At 40.3% G+C, this 19,942-nt stretch carries 14 protein-coding genes; 12 read left to right on the forward strand and 2 right to left on the reverse strand.

The window, feature by feature from the left end; genetic code table 11:
* The first annotated feature begins 2 nt into the window (after positions 1–2).
* A complete protein-coding gene (locus tag ACFSR6_RS03035; protein WP_379074743.1) occupies positions 3–1,730 on the forward strand; it encodes a RagB/SusD family nutrient uptake outer membrane protein in 1,728 nt (575 codons plus the stop codon).
* A gap of 105 nt (positions 1,731–1,835) precedes the next feature.
* Here ACFSR6_RS03035 and ACFSR6_RS03040 read toward each other — a convergent pair whose 3' ends face one another.
* Positions 1,836–2,435: a GIN domain-containing protein gene (locus ACFSR6_RS03040; RefSeq protein WP_379074746.1), complete on the reverse strand. Its 600-nt coding sequence runs from the start codon at positions 2,433–2,435 to the stop codon at positions 1,836–1,838.
* 312 nt (positions 2,436–2,747) lie between these two features.
* On the opposite strand from ACFSR6_RS03040, the gene ACFSR6_RS03045 reads away from it, so the two are divergent.
* Complete coding sequence (locus ACFSR6_RS03045; protein WP_379074749.1) at positions 2,748–3,626, forward strand: sugar phosphate isomerase/epimerase family protein; 879 nt, start codon at positions 2,748–2,750, stop codon at positions 3,624–3,626.
* A 321-nt stretch (positions 3,627–3,947) separates the two neighbouring features.
* On the opposite strand, the gene ACFSR6_RS03050 is transcribed toward ACFSR6_RS03045, so the two are convergent.
* Complete coding sequence (locus tag ACFSR6_RS03050) at positions 3,948–4,553, reverse strand: hypothetical protein (protein ID WP_379074752.1); 606 nt, start codon at positions 4,551–4,553, stop codon at positions 3,948–3,950.
* Positions 4,554–4,809: 256 nt separating this feature from the next.
* On the opposite strand from ACFSR6_RS03050, the gene ACFSR6_RS03055 reads away from it, so the two are divergent.
* The 10 genes from ACFSR6_RS03055 (at position 4,810) to ACFSR6_RS03100 (ending at position 18,677) form a co-directional block, all read left to right on the forward strand.
* Positions 4,810–5,817, forward strand: a complete 1,008-nt coding sequence (locus ACFSR6_RS03055; RefSeq protein ID WP_379074755.1) for an LLM class flavin-dependent oxidoreductase — start codon at positions 4,810–4,812, stop codon at positions 5,815–5,817.
* Positions 5,818–5,971: 154 nt separating this feature from the next.
* The gene (locus tag ACFSR6_RS03060) at positions 5,972–6,535 is read left to right on the forward strand and encodes an RNA polymerase sigma factor (RefSeq protein ID WP_379074758.1); all 564 of its coding nucleotides are present in this window, start codon (positions 5,972–5,974) and stop codon (positions 6,533–6,535) included.
* A gap of 63 nt (positions 6,536–6,598) precedes the next feature.
* Entirely contained in the window at positions 6,599–7,546 is a 948-nt protein-coding gene (locus ACFSR6_RS03065) for a FecR family protein (protein WP_379074760.1), read from the forward strand.
* Between the two features lie 169 nt (positions 7,547–7,715).
* A complete protein-coding gene (locus ACFSR6_RS03070; RefSeq protein ID WP_379074763.1) occupies positions 7,716–11,015 on the forward strand; it encodes a SusC/RagA family TonB-linked outer membrane protein in 3,300 nt (1,099 codons plus the stop codon).
* A gap of 11 nt (positions 11,016–11,026) precedes the next feature.
* Positions 11,027–12,550, forward strand: coding sequence for a RagB/SusD family nutrient uptake outer membrane protein (locus ACFSR6_RS03075; RefSeq protein ID WP_379074766.1), 1,524 nt, complete (start codon positions 11,027–11,029; stop codon positions 12,548–12,550).
* Entirely contained in the window at positions 12,544–14,409 is a 1,866-nt protein-coding gene (locus tag ACFSR6_RS03080; RefSeq protein ID WP_379074769.1) for an alkaline phosphatase, read from the forward strand. Before ACFSR6_RS03075 ends, ACFSR6_RS03080 begins: the two co-directional genes overlap by 7 nt.
* A 116-nt stretch (positions 14,410–14,525) precedes the next feature.
* A complete protein-coding gene (locus ACFSR6_RS03085; RefSeq protein WP_379074771.1) occupies positions 14,526–15,428 on the forward strand; it encodes a metallophosphoesterase family protein in 903 nt (300 codons plus the stop codon).
* A 338-nt stretch (positions 15,429–15,766) separates the two neighbouring features.
* Positions 15,767–16,243, forward strand: a complete 477-nt coding sequence (locus tag ACFSR6_RS03090) for a LytR/AlgR family response regulator transcription factor (protein WP_379074774.1) — start codon at positions 15,767–15,769, stop codon at positions 16,241–16,243.
* A gap of 9 nt (positions 16,244–16,252) precedes the next feature.
* The gene (locus ACFSR6_RS03095; RefSeq protein ID WP_379074777.1) at positions 16,253–16,720 is read left to right on the forward strand and encodes a hypothetical protein; all 468 of its coding nucleotides are present in this window, start codon (positions 16,253–16,255) and stop codon (positions 16,718–16,720) included.
* Positions 16,721–16,901: 181 nt separating this feature from the next.
* Entirely contained in the window at positions 16,902–18,677 is a 1,776-nt protein-coding gene (locus ACFSR6_RS03100; protein ID WP_379074779.1) for an aminopeptidase P family protein, read from the forward strand.
* The last annotated feature ends 1,265 nt before the right edge of the window (positions 18,678–19,942 follow it).

Consider the following 19,942-nt stretch of genomic DNA (forward strand, 5'->3'; position numbering starts at 1 on the left):
AAATGAACTTAAATAAAAAAATTGCATCCCTTTTATTATTGGGTACTTTATCGGCAGGATCTTGGTCGTGCAAAAAAATGCTTGATGTGCCAACCGAAGATAAATTGGATTATGTGAATGCCTATAAAACAGTTTCAGATGCAGATGCTGCCGTAATCGGTATTTACGGGCAGTTTTTGGGATTGGAAAAATTGTATATCCTTCAAAACGAGCTCCGCGGAGATTTGGTAGATGTTACATCAAGATCAGCCGCCGATCTTCAAGAACTCTCATCACATACCGAAACCAGGAATAATCAGTATGTAGATCCCAGGCCCTATTATCAGGTGATTGTAGCTTGTAACGACGTGCTCAAAAACTTTAAAATCATGGTCGATAACCGCCGGATGAGCGTAGACGATTATAACAAGCGCTATTCAGACATTGCAACTTTAAGAAGCTGGATTTACCTGCACCTGGGTATTCAGTATGGTAGTGTACCCTATTTAACCGATGCATTGGAAACGGTTGATGATCTTAAAAATTTGGCTAACTATCCAAAAACACCATTCGATCAGTTATTGGATAAATTAATTGCCTTTAACGAGGGGCTGCCATACAAGGAAGCCTACGCTTACCCGGCAGGAACTTCCTTGCTGGTTACCATCGATGCCAACAGTACCCAAAAGTTGTTTGCTTCCAAAGCCTTTCTGTTAGGCGATCTTTATTTGTGGAAGGGCAATTATATCAAAGCAGCCGAAAACTATGCCAAACTGATGAATGCCGAAAACGGTAATGCAAATGATAATTTTAGGTTTAACTTTTATAAGGTAAATAATTCTGCTGATGTGGCCTATGCTAATTTAGCTGTACTGTTCAGCAGAAGTGGGCAGGATGCCAGCAGTTTAATAAACAGTTTAGATGCAGGCTGGCGTGCTATTTTTGCATTGCCAACAACTTCGAACCCGTGGAACACCGAATGGTTATGGGCGATGCCTTATAATACGGCATTTAAACCGGTAAACCCGATGATTGATTTTTGTTCGCCGCTTAAAAGTTACCAGATTAAACCTTCGCAGGCCATAAAAGACCTGTGGAACAGCCAGGTAACCACAAGTGGTGTCCCTTTTGATCCGAGGAGCAAATTATCATTCAATGCTTCATCTATGGGCGATGAGATTACCAAATTAACCGATAACGGAGGAAAATGGGGTATTTATCGTGCATCATTGTTGCACTTGCGCTTTTCGGAAGCAGCCAATAGGGATGGCCAAACCAAATTAGGCTGGGCATTGCTAAACACCGGGATAAGAAACACTTATTATACAGGTACCATTACAGCAGGAGCACAAGCCCCGGTTTCGGTAGCTGAGCTGAACACCATGATTACGCCCTATGCACCAAGTTCTCCGTATTATTTTGATGCGAGAAAAAATAACGATGTTTCAGGTACATGGTACCGCAACTGTGGCATTAGGGGCAGGGCAGTGGTAAATGCCATAGATGTAAGTTACCAAACTGATATGCTGGGCTTAGAAGGTAAATTAATTGATGAAGCTGCACTAGAACTTGCTTTTGAAGGTAACCGCTGGCCAGACTTGGTTCGTATTGCCCGCAGGCAGAATAATCCAGCCTTTTTAGCAGACCGCATTTATCAAAAACTGTTAAAAGCAGGCAATCCAAATGCAAGCCTCACAAGGCAAAAATTAATGGACCCGGCCAATTGGTACCTGCCATTTGATTGGAAATAGGAGGTTTTAATAAAGCGGTATTATAATCATGGTTGCCATTTCCGGATAAATTTATTGCAAAAAAAAAAGCGACATCACTGTCGCTTTTTTTATTCTTTGGTATTATTATTTTGCAAGAGCTGCAGTTTGTAATGCATTGGCATCAGGGTTACTCATTTCTGTTGTAAGTGCTGCAAATCTATCAAGGTTTAATTTAGGGGTTCTACCCATTACCAGGGTATGTTTTTCTGTAGCTCCGCTCAGTTTTAAATCGGCATTGTTTTCGATTACGGTATATAAACTTTCTGTATCAGAGTTGATTTCTGCAACTGCATTTTCATTTAAAAATATTTGAAGATATTTTAATGCCAACTTGCCCTGTGTTTTTACCACAGCGTGGTCTGATGCTTTAACCCTATAGATATTATTAACGTAAACTGTAACTTTGGCTACTTCCTGATCTTCTGAACTGATTTTTAATGCATAGCCATCTTGCGTTACTTTTACTTTGCCCAGGTTGTCGTCATTGTAACTAATGCCTTCTTTCGCTCTTTGAACCAGGGTAACTTCTACATTTCCGCTTACAATAACCTGGCTTACATTTTTGGGAGCAGAAACTTTAGCTGGCTTTTTCTCATCGGCCATTACATTTGTAGAAAAAATAGCAGAACTTAAAACGATAGCTGCCAATACTGATTTTGTTAGGGTTTTGATTGAGGTTTTCATAATGCTGTTGTTTATATTTTTAATTAATATTTAGTAATTGTTTTTATAGATAAGACGCCCATACCCCAAAAACGTTGCAGTAGAAATACCGCTATTATACCAACACAGCTAAATTGTCGACGAACTGGATTTAAAAACTGCCCAATAGCCGAGCACATTATTGTATCCGACCAATACAAACCTCTGTATATTCACTTTTCTGCATAATTCCCTTATCTTTAAATAAGAATTCTCAAGCTATCAGGCAGAACTATACGGGCAATGGCAAAACGGAATTTTTATATTTTTTAACCAAATTACTTAAGAAATAATATGAGAAATACGAAAATTAATGGTTTGTCTTCTTTGATCTGCTTGATTTTCATTTGTTTATGTGGTTTTGTTTCCGATAAACAGGAATACCCGCGTTTAGGAATTGTATCAGGTTTAACACAGGATAGTTTAGCTTATGCCTCAGGTTTTAAAATGATTGGAGAATCAGTTCCGAAGATACTCTCGCCGGCACTTACAGATGATCAGTTTAATGAGAATTTAAAAAAGATTAAGGCAGCAAAATGTAAAGTATTAAGCTGTAACCTTTTTTATCCGGCAAGTATAAAAATAGCTGGTCCGGAAGTAGATGAGGCGAAGGTACTGGCTTATACCGAAACAGTCCTTTCAAGGGCCGGGCAGGCGGGTGTCAGGTTTATTGTTTTGGGCAGTTCTGGTGCAAGGAGCATCCCGGCAGATTATAATATCGTTAAGGCAAAATCTGATTTTATTAACTTAGGTAAAAAACTTGCGCAGATTGCCGGAAGACATAAGGTTACTATTTTGCTGGAAAACCTCGAGACCACCGAAACTAACTTTATTACTTCGTTAAAGTCTGCTGCGGAGATTGTAAGGGGAGTTGATCACCCCAATTTCAGGCTAAATGCCGACATATTTCATATGATGCGTGAAGGAGAATCTCCAAATGAAATTATTGAAGCAGGGAAATTGATCGCATTTTCTGAAATTGCCGAAAAACAGAACAGGTCATTACCTGGCGTTATGGGCGACGATTTTAAACCTTATTTAAGGGCCCTGCATAAAATAAATTATAAAGGTTTCATTTTTATTGAAGGTAGTATTAAAAATGCCGCTACCGAAATGCCACTTGCGTTTAAATACCTTTCTGTCCAGATTGCCGAAGTGTATTCCGGTAAGTAAGCAGATTAATTAACTGAAGAAGATAATTAATATCACCTTTGGTAGCCCAGACCGGCTTTTTAATTTAAGGTGGTCGTTACCCTTAACCGAGCATTGGCGAGCTCACCGAAGGTAATTTATTTCAGGGGCTTTTCTGCTAAAAACATGCTGACTACGTAGTTGCTACAAGCCAATTGAAAACATTATTTCTGCTTGTAAAATGAATTCAGCATGACGAATGGGGCTATTCAGGGATGTTTGCAAAACATTTCTCACTAAATAATTATTGAGTTCAGATTAATAATTATCCTTTTTTTAGTGAAATAAAAGGGGCGGCTGGTACTACTTCGACAATAATACCAGTGGTTGCATCTTTAATTTTTCTACAGCCTTATCGATATTGGGTAAGCGCATTTTGGCAATTTGGGTTTCAACAGTTAAAGACGGATTCGAATTTTTTATAAGTGCAGCGATATCTCTCACTGTGCATGATAACATTCTAAGTGTAAGCATAAACTGACGGTCGATATTCCTGATCTTTTGAAAATCAATGTTTGGACTAAGGTGTTCCATGTTTGAACGTACACTTTGGTTAAATTGGATGCTGTCTAAAAGAACCAGTTTATCTGTAATTTGGCTTAATACCGTATCTGAAAGATTTACTCCCTCAATACCCATTACCCTGTTGTTTTTTACGTAATAATCTAAGCCATTAAAATTAATGAGGGTTAGGTCATTCCTGTTGATGATATATTCTGCCTTTGGCAGGCTGTTGTTTGAATGTTTTTTATTAAATGTATTGCGCTGATCAGCCAGTTGCTTAATCAGATCGTTTCCGTTTAACCTGTTTACTTTTATCTGCTTGTTCTGAGCATGAACATGAGTTGATAGGCAAGATAATGAGGTGATTAAAAGGAATACCAGAGCGAATGATTTATAGATTTTCATATAGCAAAGATACACTGGTGCTTACTGAAATTAAATTTTTTGTATGTTTAATATTACTGTTTTAAGGTGTTTTTGTTAATTACTTGATGATAAAAATCAATTTTTTATTTAACGGTCACTTAACATTGATAAAACACGTACAATTGCCTGGTTGAACAGCGGGGTTAGTGTTGGTTAAACGTCATATATATTTATTTAAAGCAGACTTGGTTTTAATACAGATACTTTTGTAGCATAGATTTTATTCCTTTGATTTATGGCTGATCACATATTGAAAAATGTACGTTATTCCATTCTCGATCTTGCAACTGTTTTAGACGGCTTTACTGCAGCAGATAGTTTTAAAACAAGTCTTGATTTAGCTAAACAGTCTGAAGCTTTAGGTTATACACGGTACTGGTTTGCCGAACACCATAATATGGCCAGCGTTGCCAGTTCGGCTACCGCTGTGCTCATTGGTTACATTGCTGGTGGTACCAATAGCATTCGCGTAGGTTCTGGTGGCATTATGCTGCCCAACCATGCACCATTAATTGTGGCCGAGCAATTTGGTACATTGGCTTCGCTTTATCCCAACCGTATTGATTTGGGACTGGGCAGGGCGCCAGGAACCGACCAGGTTACGGCAATGGCCATCCGTGGAGAAAACTTTAATGCTGTTCATAATTTTTCAAGAGATATTGACAAGCTGCAGCAGTTTTTTTCTGCTGATAATAATCGGGCAAGTGTAAGGGCTATTCCAGGAGAAGGTTTGGATATTCCGATCTGGATATTAGGTTCTAGCACTGACAGTGCACGCTTAGCGGCAGAGAAAGGGCTTCCTTATGCTTTTGCAAGTCACTTTGCACCGACTTATTTTGAACAGGCTATCTCCATTTATAGAAATAACTTTAAACCATCTGAATTTTTACAGGAACCTTATGTAATGGCTTGTGTAAATGTGGTTGCTGCTGATACTGATACAGAAGCAGAACGTTTATCAAGCTCTGTAAAACGTATATTTTTAGGTGCTATAACGGGTAAAAGAGAATTACTGAAGCCTGCCGTTGATGATATGGATATTTACTGGGATCAGTTGGAAAAAGAAGCCGTAGGGCAGATGTTGTATTATTCGTTTATTGGGAGTGCCCAAACCATTAAAGAAAATTTAGAAGCTTTTGTTGCTAAATACGGTGTAAACGAGATCATGAGTACCTCGCATATTTACGATCATCAGGCAAAATTGCATTCGAATAAAATTTTTGCAGGCTTATTTAGGGATTAACACAGCCCTATACTGGGCGCTGTCCGTTTGTTAAGTGCAGCGTCCTGCTCGTTTTCCATCCTGCATTTTCCATCCTCCATCACTTACTCTTTAAGATTTATTAATATTAAGGGAATATTGGATAATTAGTTTTGCCGCGATAAAGCAGCATCCCTTGAGCGAAACTTTACTTTCATCTTTACAGTGCGGAGACCATCAGGCCATGGAAGAAATCTACCGGGTTTATTGGGAAGATATTTTTGATGTCGCGCTTAAAAAAACTGGAGATGAAGACCTTGCACAGGATATTACCCAAGAAATTTTTATTTCGCTTTGGGAAAACCATAAAACGATTAACCTGTCTGGAAACCTTGGTGCCTATCTATATGGGGCTGTAAAATATAAAATCATCAACCATTTCAGGTCGGGTAGCCTCAAAGCGCAGCATCAAAATGCACTTACCGCGTTAATGGAAGAGAAACATAGCGCTGCAGCAGATGATAAGCTGATGTTAAGAGAACTTCATTTAGAAGTGGATAACGCTATTTCACTTTTACCGGAAAAAATGCGACTGGTATTTTCGATGAGCCGAAAACAGGAAAAATCGATCAAAGAAATTGCTGCCGAGCTGGACGTTTCTGTACAAACGGTAAAAAATCAAATTTCTGCAGCGTTAAAACTCCTCAAAAAAAGCCTTTCCTATATCCTGTTAATCGCTATTCTGATCGGCTTAACATAAAGTTAATTTATAGATAACATCTTTGGTTAGTACCACTCTGCATTTTAACCGACATGTATTTAAATGACAGAGGAACAGGCAAAAGAACTGCTGCAGAAATACCTGGATCAGCAGGCAAATCCAGAAGAAGAAAAAAAGGTTGAAGAGTGGTATGCCACGCTCCAGGCAAAAGATGTATTGGTATCAGCCAAACAAAAAGCTGCCATAGGAGAACAAATGCTGCTCAGGCTTAAGGCGGCGATGTACGAAAAACCAAAGTACAATAAGGTACTAAAACTTCAAACTTTTTACAAGATAGCCGCTGCGGTACTGGTTATGGTTACGCTTGGACTAGCAATTTGGAAAATCAGCAGTCAGGTAAAACCTGCCGGAAATCAGGTAACCGCAAGTACCGGAGCAACAGAAAGAAAGCGTATTATCTTACCAGATGGTTCAGTAGTATTGCTTGGTCCGTCTGCAAAATTGAGCTATCCGAAAGTATTTGCCTCAAACAGCCGGCATATTGCACTAAAGGAGGGTGAGGCTTTTTTTGATATCGCCCATCAGGAGAACAGGCCTTTTACTGTGCATACCACAACAGGTGTTGATATCAAAGTTTTGGGAACTTCTTTTAAAGTTAAATCTTATCAGGCCAGTAAACAGCTCGAGATTGCTGTAGTTACAGGTAAAGTTGCAGTTAGCAATAAAAAAGGCAAACTCGCTACCCTGGTTAGGAATGACTCATTAACGTACGATAAAAATGACGGTATTGCAGCCATCCATAAAATAAAAGCAACGGTATTTGTCGAATTCGCTTTTGATGGTGCAAGCCTTAACCAGGTCATTGCAAAACTCCAATATGTTTACAGCATTAAAATCCTGCTGAACGATAGCGCTTTGGGTAATCTTAAAACTACCGCTTCTTTCAATAGCCGGCAATCGCCTGAAGAGATTTTGGATATTATCTGCAGCCTTCACCACTTAAAATTCAACGGATCAAAAAGTCATAAAACATTTAATATATACAGATGAGATAAAGATGTGATATAGAAATTATCTACGGTACCGGTCAGACTGGTCGCCGCAATCTTTCTTCCTGGCAGTACAGGCCAGTATAATTAAAGCTTTACAAAAATAAAACAAAACAAATTAAGCAATGAAAACAACCTCCCCTAAGAGGAAAACAGCTCTTTATAAGATCATGAAATACTCATGTTTAACATTTACAATCCTCTGTATTTTTTGCAGCTCTATTCTGGCTTCGGCAGGAATGGCGCAAAAATTAGAGAATACAACGGTTAATATTACCATAAATAAAGGCCGTAAAATGACCGAAATCATCAAAGAAATCGAATCCCGTACTGGGCTTAGTTTTGTGTACAATCCAGACCAGTTACAACAAAAAAACATGTTGGTAAGCGGCGATTTCACCACAGAGCCGGTAAGGTCGCTTTTAGACAGGCTAGGCTTACAAGTGCTGGAAAAAGGCGGATACGTGATTTTAAACAACGCCGTAATCAACAAACCAGACCGGATCATCACTGGGGTAGTAAAAGATACCACAGGTTTGGCACTTCCGGGCGTTTCGGTCAAAGTATTGGGCACGCAAAGCGGTACCATTACTGACGGAAATGGTGCTTACCGTATTGAAGTTGGTGCTGATGCCGTGCTTTCGTTTTCCATGATCGGTTACCGCACCAAAGAGGTAAAAGTTGGCGATAGCCAGGTAATCAATATGGTTTTGAGCGAAGAACGTTCTACACTTGCTGATGTAGTGGTGGTGGGGTACGGTACCCAGAAAAAAGAAACACTTACCGGTGCAATCAGCATTGTTGGCCTGGATAAACTTTCTTCGCGCTCGTTAAACAGTGTGGGTGAGGTACTGGCCGGAAAGTCGCCTGGTGTGATTGTAACCAATGAGGGCGGAGATCCAACTTCTGCTCCACGTATCAACATCCGCGGCGCGGGTGGTATTAATGGAGAAAATGTTCTTTATGTAATTGATGGATCTATCTTTTCGGGTACCCCGCAACTTAACCCTAACGATATCGAATCGATTTCGGTATTAAAAGACGCTTCTGCCGCCATTTACGGCGCGAGGGCTTCGGGAGGTGTGGTGTTAATTACCACCAAAAAAGGCAAAAACGGTAAAATGCAGATCAGTTTTGATGCCAAACTTGGTCAACAAAGTGCCTGGAGAAAACTACAGCCATTAAATGCACAACAACGTGCACAGGTTGCGGCAACTGCAGCTAAAAATGGTGGTACTACCATATTACCTGCTTTTGACCCTTCTAAATATCCTGACGGACAGATTACCCGTACCAATTGGATGGATGAAGTGTTTAGAGATGGTTTATTGCAAGATTACAACGCCGCTATTAACGGGGGCTCTGAAAAATCGAATTATTATTTAAGTTTCAATTACCGCAATGCCGAAGGAATTGTATTAAACACCAAAACCAAACGTTACAACTTCCGCATCAACACCGAGCATGAGGTAAGCAATTGGTTAAAAGTGGGCGAAAACCTATCGTACAGCAGTACCAACGGAAATGGAGCCAATACCAGCAGCGATTATACAGGCGCTTTACTTTCGGCTATTTACTACCCAACCAACGGGACGCCCTATAATGCCGATGGAAGTTTTGCGGGTTTACCAGGGCCGTATGCCGGAGACTATGGCGATATTATTAACCCTGTTGCAGATTTAATGCGTATTGATATCAATAACCCGGTAAATGTGTTGGTGATTAATCCTTATGCCAACCTTAAATTAGCCAAAGGTTTAACTTTCAGGTCGAACTTAAGCGTTACTAAATCGGATGCTGCATTTAAAAACTTTACTCCAAAAAGACCAGAGGTAGGAAAACCGGTGCTAAGCAATAGTTTAGTAGAAAGAAGCGATAAAGCCACCGATCTCTTAGCTGAACAGGTTTTGAACTATAAAACTTCTTTTGCCCAGCATCAGTTAGAGTTTACCGGTGGTTATACTTTCCAGAGAACCAAAAGCAGCGGGTTATATGCTTCGGGTGCCGGTTTTGATGATGAATCGCCTCAATACAGGTACCTGGTTAATGCAACGGTAATCCAGCCATCTTCAAGTTATTTTGATACTAAAGCACTTTCTTCATTGTTTTTAAGGGCAAATTATAACTATGGAGAAAAATACCTTCTATCATTGATCGGTCGCCGTGATGGTTCTTCCATGTTGACTAAAGAAAACAGGTTCAAAAATTACGGATCAGTTTCGGCAGGTTGGGTAATCAGCAAGGAAGATTTCTTAAAGGATACCCGATGGTTAAATGAGCTTAAATTAAGGGGCAGTTATGGTATTTTAGGAAACCTGGGTAGCCTTTCTTCATCGGCAGTAAATCCTCTGTTAAATGCAACCCAAAGTTATTTCGGACAAAGCCCGACTTTACAGAACGGTTATGTACAAACAGTGTTGGCCAATAAAAACCTTACCTGGGCCGAGTCAAAACAAACCAACCTGGGACTTGATTTAGCTGTATTTGGCAGGTTTAATTTAGTTGCTGATTATTTTATCAAAGAAACCAATAAAATGATCTTAACCAGAACACTTCCAGGAACGGCTGGTTTAAATACGCAAACCATTAATGCAGGTATTGTAAAAGATAAGGGTATTGAATTAGGTTTAACTTATAACAGCGACAAAAACAAAGCTTTCACCTACACTGTAAATGCTACCCTGACCAAAATCAACAATAAGGTAGAAGAACTGGCACCAGGTTTACAGAACATTGCCGTAGGTACCAACTTCCGTAACGAGCTTGCTCCTCTTGCCATTAGGGTAGGTCAACCGTTGTATAGCTATTATGTATTAAAAACAGATGGTATTTTCCAAAGCCAGGCAGAAGCCGATAACTATAAAAATGCCAGCGGACAAAAAATCCAGCCGAATGCCAAAGCGGGCGATTTTAAATTTGTAGATATCAATGGCGATGGAGTTATTGATAGCAAAGACCGTTATTTTGCCGGAAGTGCTTATCCTGATTTCTCTTATGGATTGAGTTTTAACGCAAGTTATAAAAATTTCGACTTTAATATTTTTGCACAGGGGGTGCAGGGCAATAAATTATTCAACGCGGTAAAACGTACGACTTATAGTGCCAGTGGTCCTTCATATAACAAGCTGATAGGTATTTTAGATGCATGGTCGCCTGAAAATCCTGGAGGCAAAGTGCCGATTATTTCGACAAGTGATGCCAACGGAAACTTTAATGCTTCAGATTTTTATGTAGAAAACGGTTCTTACCTGCGTATCCGTAACGTAACCCTGGGTTATAGTTTGCCAAAATCGCTTGCCAATAAATTAAAAACAGGTGGAGTTAGGGTTTATGCCACAGCAAACAACCTTTTCACCATCACTAAATACTCAGGTTTTGATCCGGAGATTGGAATGGATAACAACGGACTGGATGTTGGCCGTTATCCGCAGGCACGCAGCTTTATCTTTGGTTTAAGTGTAAATTTATAATCACCACAACAATGAAAACGAATTTAAAATATATGGCTTTTGCCGCTCTTGCTGTTTTTTCATCGTGCACCAAACAGCTTGATATTACACCAGAAGGTTCTCCATCCGCACAAAATTTCTGGAAAACAAAAGAAGATGCATTGAAAGCCGAAGGCGGAATGTACGAACTCTATAATGCAGAGGATTTTTACGGTCGCGGAATGTTCTGGTTCATCAATGCCAGCGATGATATGGTTACCGGCCGTAACAAACCAGAGGCCGATAATATTAAAAACTTTAACCGTAATTATGTGGGCGGAGGTTATACTGAATCGCAGTGGAGTATGCGCTATGCCATCATCAAACGCGCCAATGATATCATCACCAGGGTGCCGGGTATCAATATGGACGAAAGCTTAAAGAAACAGATCATCGGTGATGCTTATTTCAACGCCGGTCTGGTCTATTTTCAACTGGCCGCAAATTATGGTAACGATAAAGCCGGTGTGCCGATTGTTAAGCCAGAAACCGATGCCTCTCAGCCCATTCCACGTGCTAACAATGTAAACGAAAACTACGATTATATTATTTCGCTCCTGTTAAAGGCAGCCGATAATCTTTCGTTCTTTTCGGCCATGAAACCTACTGATTATGGTAAAGCACATAAAACCGCTGCATGGGCTTATCTTTCAAAAGTTTATCTTTATAAGAAAGATTATGCAAATGCTGCCAAATATGCAGATATGGTAATCAATTCTGGACAGCATGATTTAATTAATACAGGCTTTGCAGATGTGTTTAAAGCGGCTAACAACTGGTCGAAAGAGTACATCTGGTCGGTAGTTTGTACGCCAAACGGAGGCGGAACAGGATGGGGCAGCAAACTTCCGGGAGTAATGCTAACCAACAAAGCATGGGGTATTTATAATGGATGGGGTTATTACCTGCCAACCAAAGAACTTTACGATTCTTATGAAGCCGGCGATCAACGTCGCGAAGCTACCATTTTAAAACCAGGCGATAAATTTATGTTTTTTGGTGTAGAGCGCAGTTTTACTAAAGACGGAGGAGCAACTTCAAATTACCAGTTTAAAAAATACATGGAGCCTTTTTCTTATGCCAACCCGATACCAACACATGTTAACCCTAATGGTGATAATGGAACTACTGATTTAAATGTGCCTTTAATGCGTTATGCAGAAGTATTGCTGATCAAGGCTGAAGCCGCCATTAATTTAAATGGCGCAGGAGCAGGCGATACTGAACTGAACAAGATCAGGGTTCGTGCGGGTTTAGGTGTAAAGAGCGGAATGACTATTGACGACCTGAAACGCGAACGCCGCAACGAGCTTGCGGGCGAATGGGCCGACCGTCACCGCGATTTGGTAAGATGGGGAGATGCACAGGCCACTTACGCCAAACCATTGCATGATTATGATGGTAGCGTAATCTGGCCGGCAAGAACTTTTAATCCGCAGGTACACGATGTATGGGCAGTGCCGCAAAGAGAAATCGATAACAGTGCAGGCGTAATTAAACAAAACCCAGGATGGTAAAAAAAAATGGGATAATCTTTGCTGCACTGGCCTTTGTGCTGGTGCTGCAAAGTGCATCGGCCCAGGTAAAGCTAAATGCCAACCGTGGGCATAGCCATAACGATTATAAACAGGAAATCCCGCTTTTAACGGCATATTACGCCGAAATGGGATCTATTGAGGCAGATGTGTTTTTAAAAGACGGCGAATTATATGTAGCACACGAAGCTTCAGAAATCAGACCTGATTTTACACTAAAAAAAATATACCTCGATCCGCTGGCCCGGTTTTTTAAAGCAAAAGGGAATCATCCTTATGCTGATGTGGCTTTAAAGCTGCAACTGGTGATTGATGTAAAAGAAGATTACAGGCATGTACTGCCGGTATTGCTAAAAGAGCTCGAAGGTTATGCTGAAGTATTCGATGCAAAAAAGAATACCAATGCCATTAAAATAGTGGTAAGTGGCGATATGCCAGCTCCAGCCGATTTTAAAAATTATGATGAGAAATTATCATTCGATGGCAGGCCGGCAACTACTTATACAGATGAGCAACTGGCAAGGGTAGCGATGATCAGCGATGACTTGAAAAACCATACCGTATGGAACGGAAAAGGAAATCCTACCAGAGCTGATGAGGCAAAGATAAGAGCCACAATAGAACAGGCGCACCGCAAGGGCAAACCTTTCCGGTTTTGGGCCTCGCAGGATAGTCCGAACACGTGGATTGTGCTCGAAAGGCTTGGGGTAGATTGGATCAATACCGATAAACCTGCCAAACTGAAAGATTTTTATCTCCATCAGGATAAATTGAGTTATACCAACCCAAAACCTTATACGCCCTACACTCCAACCTACAAGAGCGACGGACAAAACAAAGCACCTAAAAATGTGATTCTGTTAATCGGCGATGGGATGGGGTTGGCTGCTATCCATGCAGGTTTGATCGCCAATCACGGAGATCTGAATATGGCAAAATTCCATTATATCGGCTTTTCCGAAACCGCTGCTGCTGATGCCGGAAATACCGATTCTGCTGCGGGAGGAAGCGCCATGGCCATTGGTTATAAAACCAATAACCGTTACATTGGTATGGGACCTGATGATCAAAAGAAAACCAACCTGGTCGATACTTTGGCAGCTTTTGGTATTAAAAGTGGTATCATTACTGCGGGTGATCTCACCGACGCCACTCCGGCAGTATTTTACGCCCATCAACTAGACCGGTCTTACAATGGAGCTATTGCAAATGATTTATTAAGCAGCAAGTCCGAAGTTTTAGTTGGTTCTAACCGCAAAGCTTTCGAACAGAATAAAAACAGCAGTCTTTTGTCAGATCTGAAAACCAAAGGCTTTCAGGTTACCAATAGTTTAATTGATTTTGAAAAACAGCACGAAGGCAAACAATTGGTTTTGCTTGATGATTCAGCTACCCGGCCTGTAATAAAAGGCCGTGGCGATATGCTTAAAAGATCGTTATTGCACACCATGCAAATTTTATCCAAAAACAAACCTGGTTTCTTTATTATGGCCGAGGGTGCACAGATTGATTACGGTGGTCATACCAACGATCTGCCTTATCTTGTAAGCGAATTGCACGATTTCGACCGTACCATTGCCGAAGCGCTCCGCTTTGCTGATCAGGATGGCGAAACACTGGTTATCGTAACTGCCGATCATGAAACAGGAGGGTTAACACTTCTAGATGGTGCCGCAGAAAAAGGGATGGTAAGAGGCGAATTTAGCACCAACGATCATACAGGTATAATGGTCCCGGTTTTTGCATATGGCCCGGGCTCGCAAAATTTCAATGGAGTTTATCCTAATAACCAGATTTTTCATAAAATTATCAAAGCTTATCGACTGGCAAAAGCCAAGTAAATAAAAAGCAAAGCAAACAAATCCCTATAGCGGTGTCTGTACATACCACAGCACCGCTTTTTTCTTATTGCCAGGGCAATTTGCAATGCTGGTTTTAAATCGATAAATACTGCTTCATGAAAAGAAGATCTGCACTCAAAAATATCGGTGGCCTTTTTTTGCTGCCAACATTATCAAAAGCTTCGCTACCTATTGAGAAAAAGGCTGTTTTAAGAATTGCACACCTTACAGATGTGCATCTGAAAAATCAATTTAATGCACCAGCTAGGTTTATAAAATGCCTGCACCATGTACAGGCACAATCGCCAAAGGTAGATCTGATTTTAAATGGAGGGGATATCGTTTTCGATATGAACAAAGAAAATATCGGTACCATTAACGAACAGTGGAAGCTTGTAAATAATACCATGAAAAATGAATGCAGCATTCCTGTTCGTTACTGTTTGGGTAACCACGATATCTGGTGGAATGAAGATACCAAAGGCGATGTTTTTTATGGAAAAAAATATGCCATGGATAAATTACAGCTGGTTAAACCTTATTACAGTATGGTGCAGAACGGCTGGAAAATTATTGTGCTGGATAGCACTCACCTGGATATCGATAATACCTGGTATATCGGCAAATTGGGCAACGAACAGTTAGGCTGGCTGAAGAATGAACTGGAAAGCACACCTAAAACAATACCGGTGATGGTGATGTCGCACATTCCGATCCTTACCGCGCTCTTGATGATAGAAGATGATGTTGTAAACAAATGGACCATGCTGGGTGGCGATATGCACACCGATACCGCTAAGATCATTAACCTTTTTTATCAGCATCCTAATGTAAAACTCTGTTTAAGTGGTCATTTGCATATGCGCGATAAGGTAGTATACAATAATGTAACCTATCTATGCAATGGAGCCGTATCAGGAGCATGGTGGGAGGGTAACAGAAGAGAAACGGCACCTGGTTACGGACTGATCGATTTATACGCTGATGGCAATTTTGAAGAGCAATATGTAGAATATTGAAAGGTTTATCGCCCCGCTTATGTGCGGATTTTATTCGTAACCTGAATTTGATTTTAATTATTTAAAAAGATGCTATTGTCATGCTGAATTTATTCTCAGCATCTTTCCCGCAAAATAAGCCCTGAAATAAATTAGCTTGCAGATTAATCAAACTCAGGTCTGTAATAAAATAATAACTTCTTTGTTTGCATCACAGTTTCCAATCAGGTTGGGGGTGACGACTAAATCGGCACTTATTGATCTGTAGGCATGGGATATGGCAATTACTTTTTTGCAGATGATATAGTGCAGGTATGGTTTTATCGAGTATTCCCTAAAAGTTATATTGTCTTATTAGTATGTTCAAGACTACCGTACTTTTACCCTTTTTGGGCCTTCCTATAGGAATTAAGGCTAACATTGTTAAGCTTTGTACAGCCTATCTTGATTTGCCTATGTATTACAGCTGTGCAATTGTTGATGATGAACAGCACGCAATTGATGTACTTCATGATTATATTGAAGAAACCCGGTTTTTGAAACTGTTTAGCACTTTTAATAATCCAATTGATGCATTAAAAACAATTAGTGCCGGCGATAGAATCGATTTTCTTTTTTTGGATATAGATATGGATGGAATGAAAGGGACTGAATTATCCCGGCATCTCCGCTCAAAAGCCAGGTTTGTAATCTACGCATCCTCTCACCTTGAAAATGAGGTGAGGGAGATTGATTCAGGCTTTGAATGTTATCTTGGAAAACCGATCTCAATGAAACGTTTTGCCGGTACTATTGATAAACTGATGCGACTTAATAATCTGCCGATAAATAATTGAAAATAGCTTATGATCGAAATTATTTACCTTTTTGAACAGGAATTTTTAGAAGATGTATCTTATCGGTTAATGCGGGCCGGTACAGACGATCCTTGGTTGGTACTGTCAGGCTGTAAAGTGCTGGGTATTATTGCCGAAGTTGAAGGCACTTGGTCCCAAATTGTAGGTGAAGATATTCCACCTGAGGCAATTGAAGGGATGGGCAATTTGATTAATAAACAGCAGTTTAGCTGGCTGCCAAATCTGATTAAAAAACAATGGCCTAAGTATGTGCTCGATGTGATAGTAGAGAGTGAAGACAGTTACCAGATAATTTGTCAAAGAGAAGCCAGTCCCAAACTTTTTCTAGAGCGCTTTACACTAGGTGTCCATGCACTGGCTCAAAGAGAGTCAGCCCTGATTTTTAAAATACGGTGCTTTCAGGAAGCTGATTTTTATGAAGTGGTTAAAGCCCCGACAATTGATCGGTACGTTTAATTTCCAGCATTTTTGAGGATAAAATAATTTAATTGTCGTGGCGGGTTGGTTTCGATACCAGCGCCTGGTTATATAAATCGGGTTTACACAAAAATAACCTGAACCATTTCCCTATTCATTGTTGTTTGTTTTAAGATGTCAATGTAATATTTAAATTTGGCCCGGTAAAACATTCCTCAACATGACCTTCACTGAAAAATTGCAGGCGCTCCGCCAATTAATGCTTGTACAAAATGTAGATGCTTATATTATTACCGCTGCAGATCCACACATCAGCGAGTATTTGCCTGCACATTATAAGGCCATCCCTTTTGCCTGTGGGTTTACAGGGTCGGCCGGTACGCTCGTTATTACCCAGGATTTCGCAGGTTTATGGACTGATTCGAGATATTTTACACAGGCCGAAACGCAACTGAACGGTAGCGGTTACGAATTGGTAAAACTGAAAGTACCGCATACACCTGAATATATCAATTGGTTACTCGAAATTTTGCCAAAAGGTGCAAAGGTAGGCTTTAACTACGAGCTCATTACGGTGGCATTGGCACTGGAAATGCAGGATAGTCTGGCCCAGCGCGAAATAGGGATAACCGATGTCGATTTTATCAATACCATTTGGTTAGATAGGGTAGGGTTGCCCCAGGGAAATGCTTTTTTAATTGACGAAGAAGCTGCAGGGTTCGCCATTTCGGCTAAAATTAACCAGGTAAGGGCTGCTTTAAAAATAAGTAAGGCAGATTATCATCTTATTTCATCGCTTGATGATATGGCCTGGCAGTTTAATTTAAGGGGAAATGATGTAGATTATAATCCGGTAACTTTAAGTTTTGCATTAATAAGCCCTGAAGAGGTAAAGCTCTTTATCGATCAACAAAAATTGTCGCAGGTAGATATCAATACATTAACTGAGCAGGGCGTAACTTTGCATCCATACGGTGAAGTGGCTAATGCACTACAAAACCTTCCAAAAGCACCTAGGGTTTTTATCGATCCTAAACGTACCTGTTTTAGACTGTTTAAATGCCTGCCAGTTGATTCTAAAATAATTTCAGGTATTAATCCAAGCACACATTTAAAGGGCTTAAAGAATAATACCGAGATTAAGCACATCCGCAAGGCAATGTTACATGACGGGATTGCTTTAACCCGGTTCTTTAAATGGATGGAAGATCATTTAGGCAAAGAAAAGATTACAGAATGGTCTGCAGCTGAGAAATTGGCCACATTTAGAGCCGAACAAGCCTCTTTTGTGGGCTTAAGTTTTAATACCATAGCTGGCTATAATGCAAATGGTGCATTGCCGCATTACAGTGTAACTGCAGAAAGCGATCAGGAAATTTTAGGTGACGGTTTGTTTCTTGTCGATTCAGGCGGTCAGTACCTGTATGGTACAACCGATATTACCAGGTTAATGCCTATTGGCAATTGCTCATCAACCCAGGCCGATGATTATACCTTGGTACTAAAAGGCTTGATTGAAGGTTCTAAATTAATTTTTCCGGAAGGTACCAAAGGTTATCAAATCGATTCCATCTGTAGGAAACCGCTTTGGGAACACGCCATAAATTTTGGCCATGGAACTGGTCACGGTATAGGTTTTTTTCTGAATGTACACGAAGGGCCCCAGAATATTAGTCCGGCTAATGTAGATATAGCCTTTAAGCCAGGGATGGTAACATCCATTGAACCTGGAATTTATCGTCCCACTCAACATGGTGTGCGCATTGAAAACCTGGTTTTATGCATTCCTCATGGAAGTAGCGAATTTGGCGATTTTCTCACTTTCGAAACCTTAACCTTATGTTTTATCGATACCGCTATCATCAATAAAACACTTTTGGCTCCAGATCAAATCAAGTGGTTAAATCAGTATAATCAACAGGTGTTTCATCAACTTCAGCCACATCTTTCAACAGAAGAAGCTGCATGGTTAAAAGTAAAATGCAGGCCCATTTAATATTTGCGATTTAAACAACCTGGAATCATCTTGTTGTCAGCCTGAGCCTGTCGAATACCCTTGCTATTTATATTATAAACACTTAAGTAATCTTATATTTCTTAAATGGTTAAGAATTAATAGTAGGAAAGCAATTCCTGCATTTCATTAACGTTAGTCGCGCTTTCCGCTTTAGCCCTCATTCCGTTCGGGGCTGCCGCTGCAATCACGTTTAGGCACCCGGTGCAGTGCTTATGGGTTGGGTTTCCCACTCACGCGTTATTAATCTGCGTGCTTGGCGTAATCTGCGGGAAGTTAATGGTCTGGTATTTAGTAAAACGTTGTCAGTCTGAGTCTATCGAAGACCCTTGCTGTTTATATTATAAACACTTAAGCGATCTTATATTTCTTAAATGGTTAAGAATTAATAGTAGGAAAGCAATTCCTGCATTTCAATTAACGTTAGTCGCGCTTTCCGCTTTAGCCCTCATTCCGTTCGGGGCTGCCGCTGCAATCACGTTTAGGCACCCAGTGCAGTGCTTATGGGTTGGGTTTCCCCTCAGGTGCTATTAATTTGCTTGCTGGGTGAAATCTGCTGGAAGTTAATGGCCTGGTATTTAGTAAAACGTTGTCAGTCTGAACCTGTCGAAGACCCTTGCTATTTATATTATAAACACTTAAGTAATCTTATATTTCTTAAATGGTTAAGAATTAATGCTAGGAAAGCAATTCCTGTATTTCAATTAACGTTAGTCGCGCTTTCCGCTTTAGCCCTCATTCCGTTCGGGGCTGCTGTTGCAATCACGTTTAGGCACCCGGTGCAGTGCTTATGGATTGGGTTTCCCTTTAGGTGCTATTAATTTGCTTGCTTGGTATAATCTGCGGGAAGTTAATGGTCTGGTATTTAGTAAAACGTTGTCAGTCTGAGCCTGTCGAAGACCCTTGCTATTTATATATAAACACTTAAGTGATCTTATATTTCTTAAATGGTTAAGAATTAATAGTAGGAAAGCAATTCCTGCATTTCAATTAACGTTAGTCGCGCTTTCCGCTTTAGCCCTCATTCCGTTCGGGGCTGCCGCTGCAATCACGTTTAGGCACCCGGTGCAGTGCTTATGGGTTGGGTTTCCCCTCAGGTGCTATTAATTTGCTTGCTGGGTATAATCTGCGGGAAGTTAATGGCCTGGTATTTAGTAAAAAGTTGTCAGTCTGAACCTGTCGAAGACCCTTGCTATTTATATTATAAATACTTAAGTGATCTTATACCCCTAAATGGTTAATAATTT

Source organism: Pedobacter vanadiisoli, assembly GCF_042684385.1.
GTDB classification, from domain to species: Bacteria; Bacteroidota; Bacteroidia; order Sphingobacteriales; family Sphingobacteriaceae; genus Pedobacter; species Pedobacter vanadiisoli.

Bases quoted from the DNA above. Each gene is read 5' to 3' on its own strand.
- ACFSR6_RS03035 (WP_379074743.1), top strand. From the start codon at position 3: ATGAACTTAAATAAAAAAATTGCATCCCTTTTATTATTGGGTACTTTA.
- ACFSR6_RS03040 (WP_379074746.1), bottom strand. From the start codon at position 2,435: ATGAAAACCTCAATCAAAACCCTAACAAAATCAGTATTGGCAGCTATC.
- ACFSR6_RS03045 (WP_379074749.1), top strand. From the start codon at position 2,748: ATGAGAAATACGAAAATTAATGGTTTGTCTTCTTTGATCTGCTTGATT.
- ACFSR6_RS03050 (WP_379074752.1), bottom strand. From the start codon at position 4,553: ATGAAAATCTATAAATCATTCGCTCTGGTATTCCTTTTAATCACCTCA.
- ACFSR6_RS03055 (WP_379074755.1), top strand. From the start codon at position 4,810: ATGGCTGATCACATATTGAAAAATGTACGTTATTCCATTCTCGATCTT.
- ACFSR6_RS03065 (WP_379074760.1), top strand. From the start codon at position 6,599: ATGACAGAGGAACAGGCAAAAGAACTGCTGCAGAAATACCTGGATCAG.
- ACFSR6_RS03070 (WP_379074763.1), top strand. From the start codon at position 7,716: ATGAAATACTCATGTTTAACATTTACAATCCTCTGTATTTTTTGCAGC.
- ACFSR6_RS03075 (WP_379074766.1), top strand. From the start codon at position 11,027: ATGAAAACGAATTTAAAATATATGGCTTTTGCCGCTCTTGCTGTTTTT.
- ACFSR6_RS03080 (WP_379074769.1), top strand. From the start codon at position 12,544: ATGGTAAAAAAAAATGGGATAATCTTTGCTGCACTGGCCTTTGTGCTG.
- ACFSR6_RS03085 (WP_379074771.1), top strand. From the start codon at position 14,526: ATGAAAAGAAGATCTGCACTCAAAAATATCGGTGGCCTTTTTTTGCTG.
- ACFSR6_RS03090 (WP_379074774.1), top strand. From the start codon at position 15,767: ATGTTCAAGACTACCGTACTTTTACCCTTTTTGGGCCTTCCTATAGGA.
- ACFSR6_RS03095 (WP_379074777.1), top strand. From the start codon at position 16,253: ATGATCGAAATTATTTACCTTTTTGAACAGGAATTTTTAGAAGATGTA.
- ACFSR6_RS03100 (WP_379074779.1), top strand. From the start codon at position 16,902: ATGACCTTCACTGAAAAATTGCAGGCGCTCCGCCAATTAATGCTTGTA.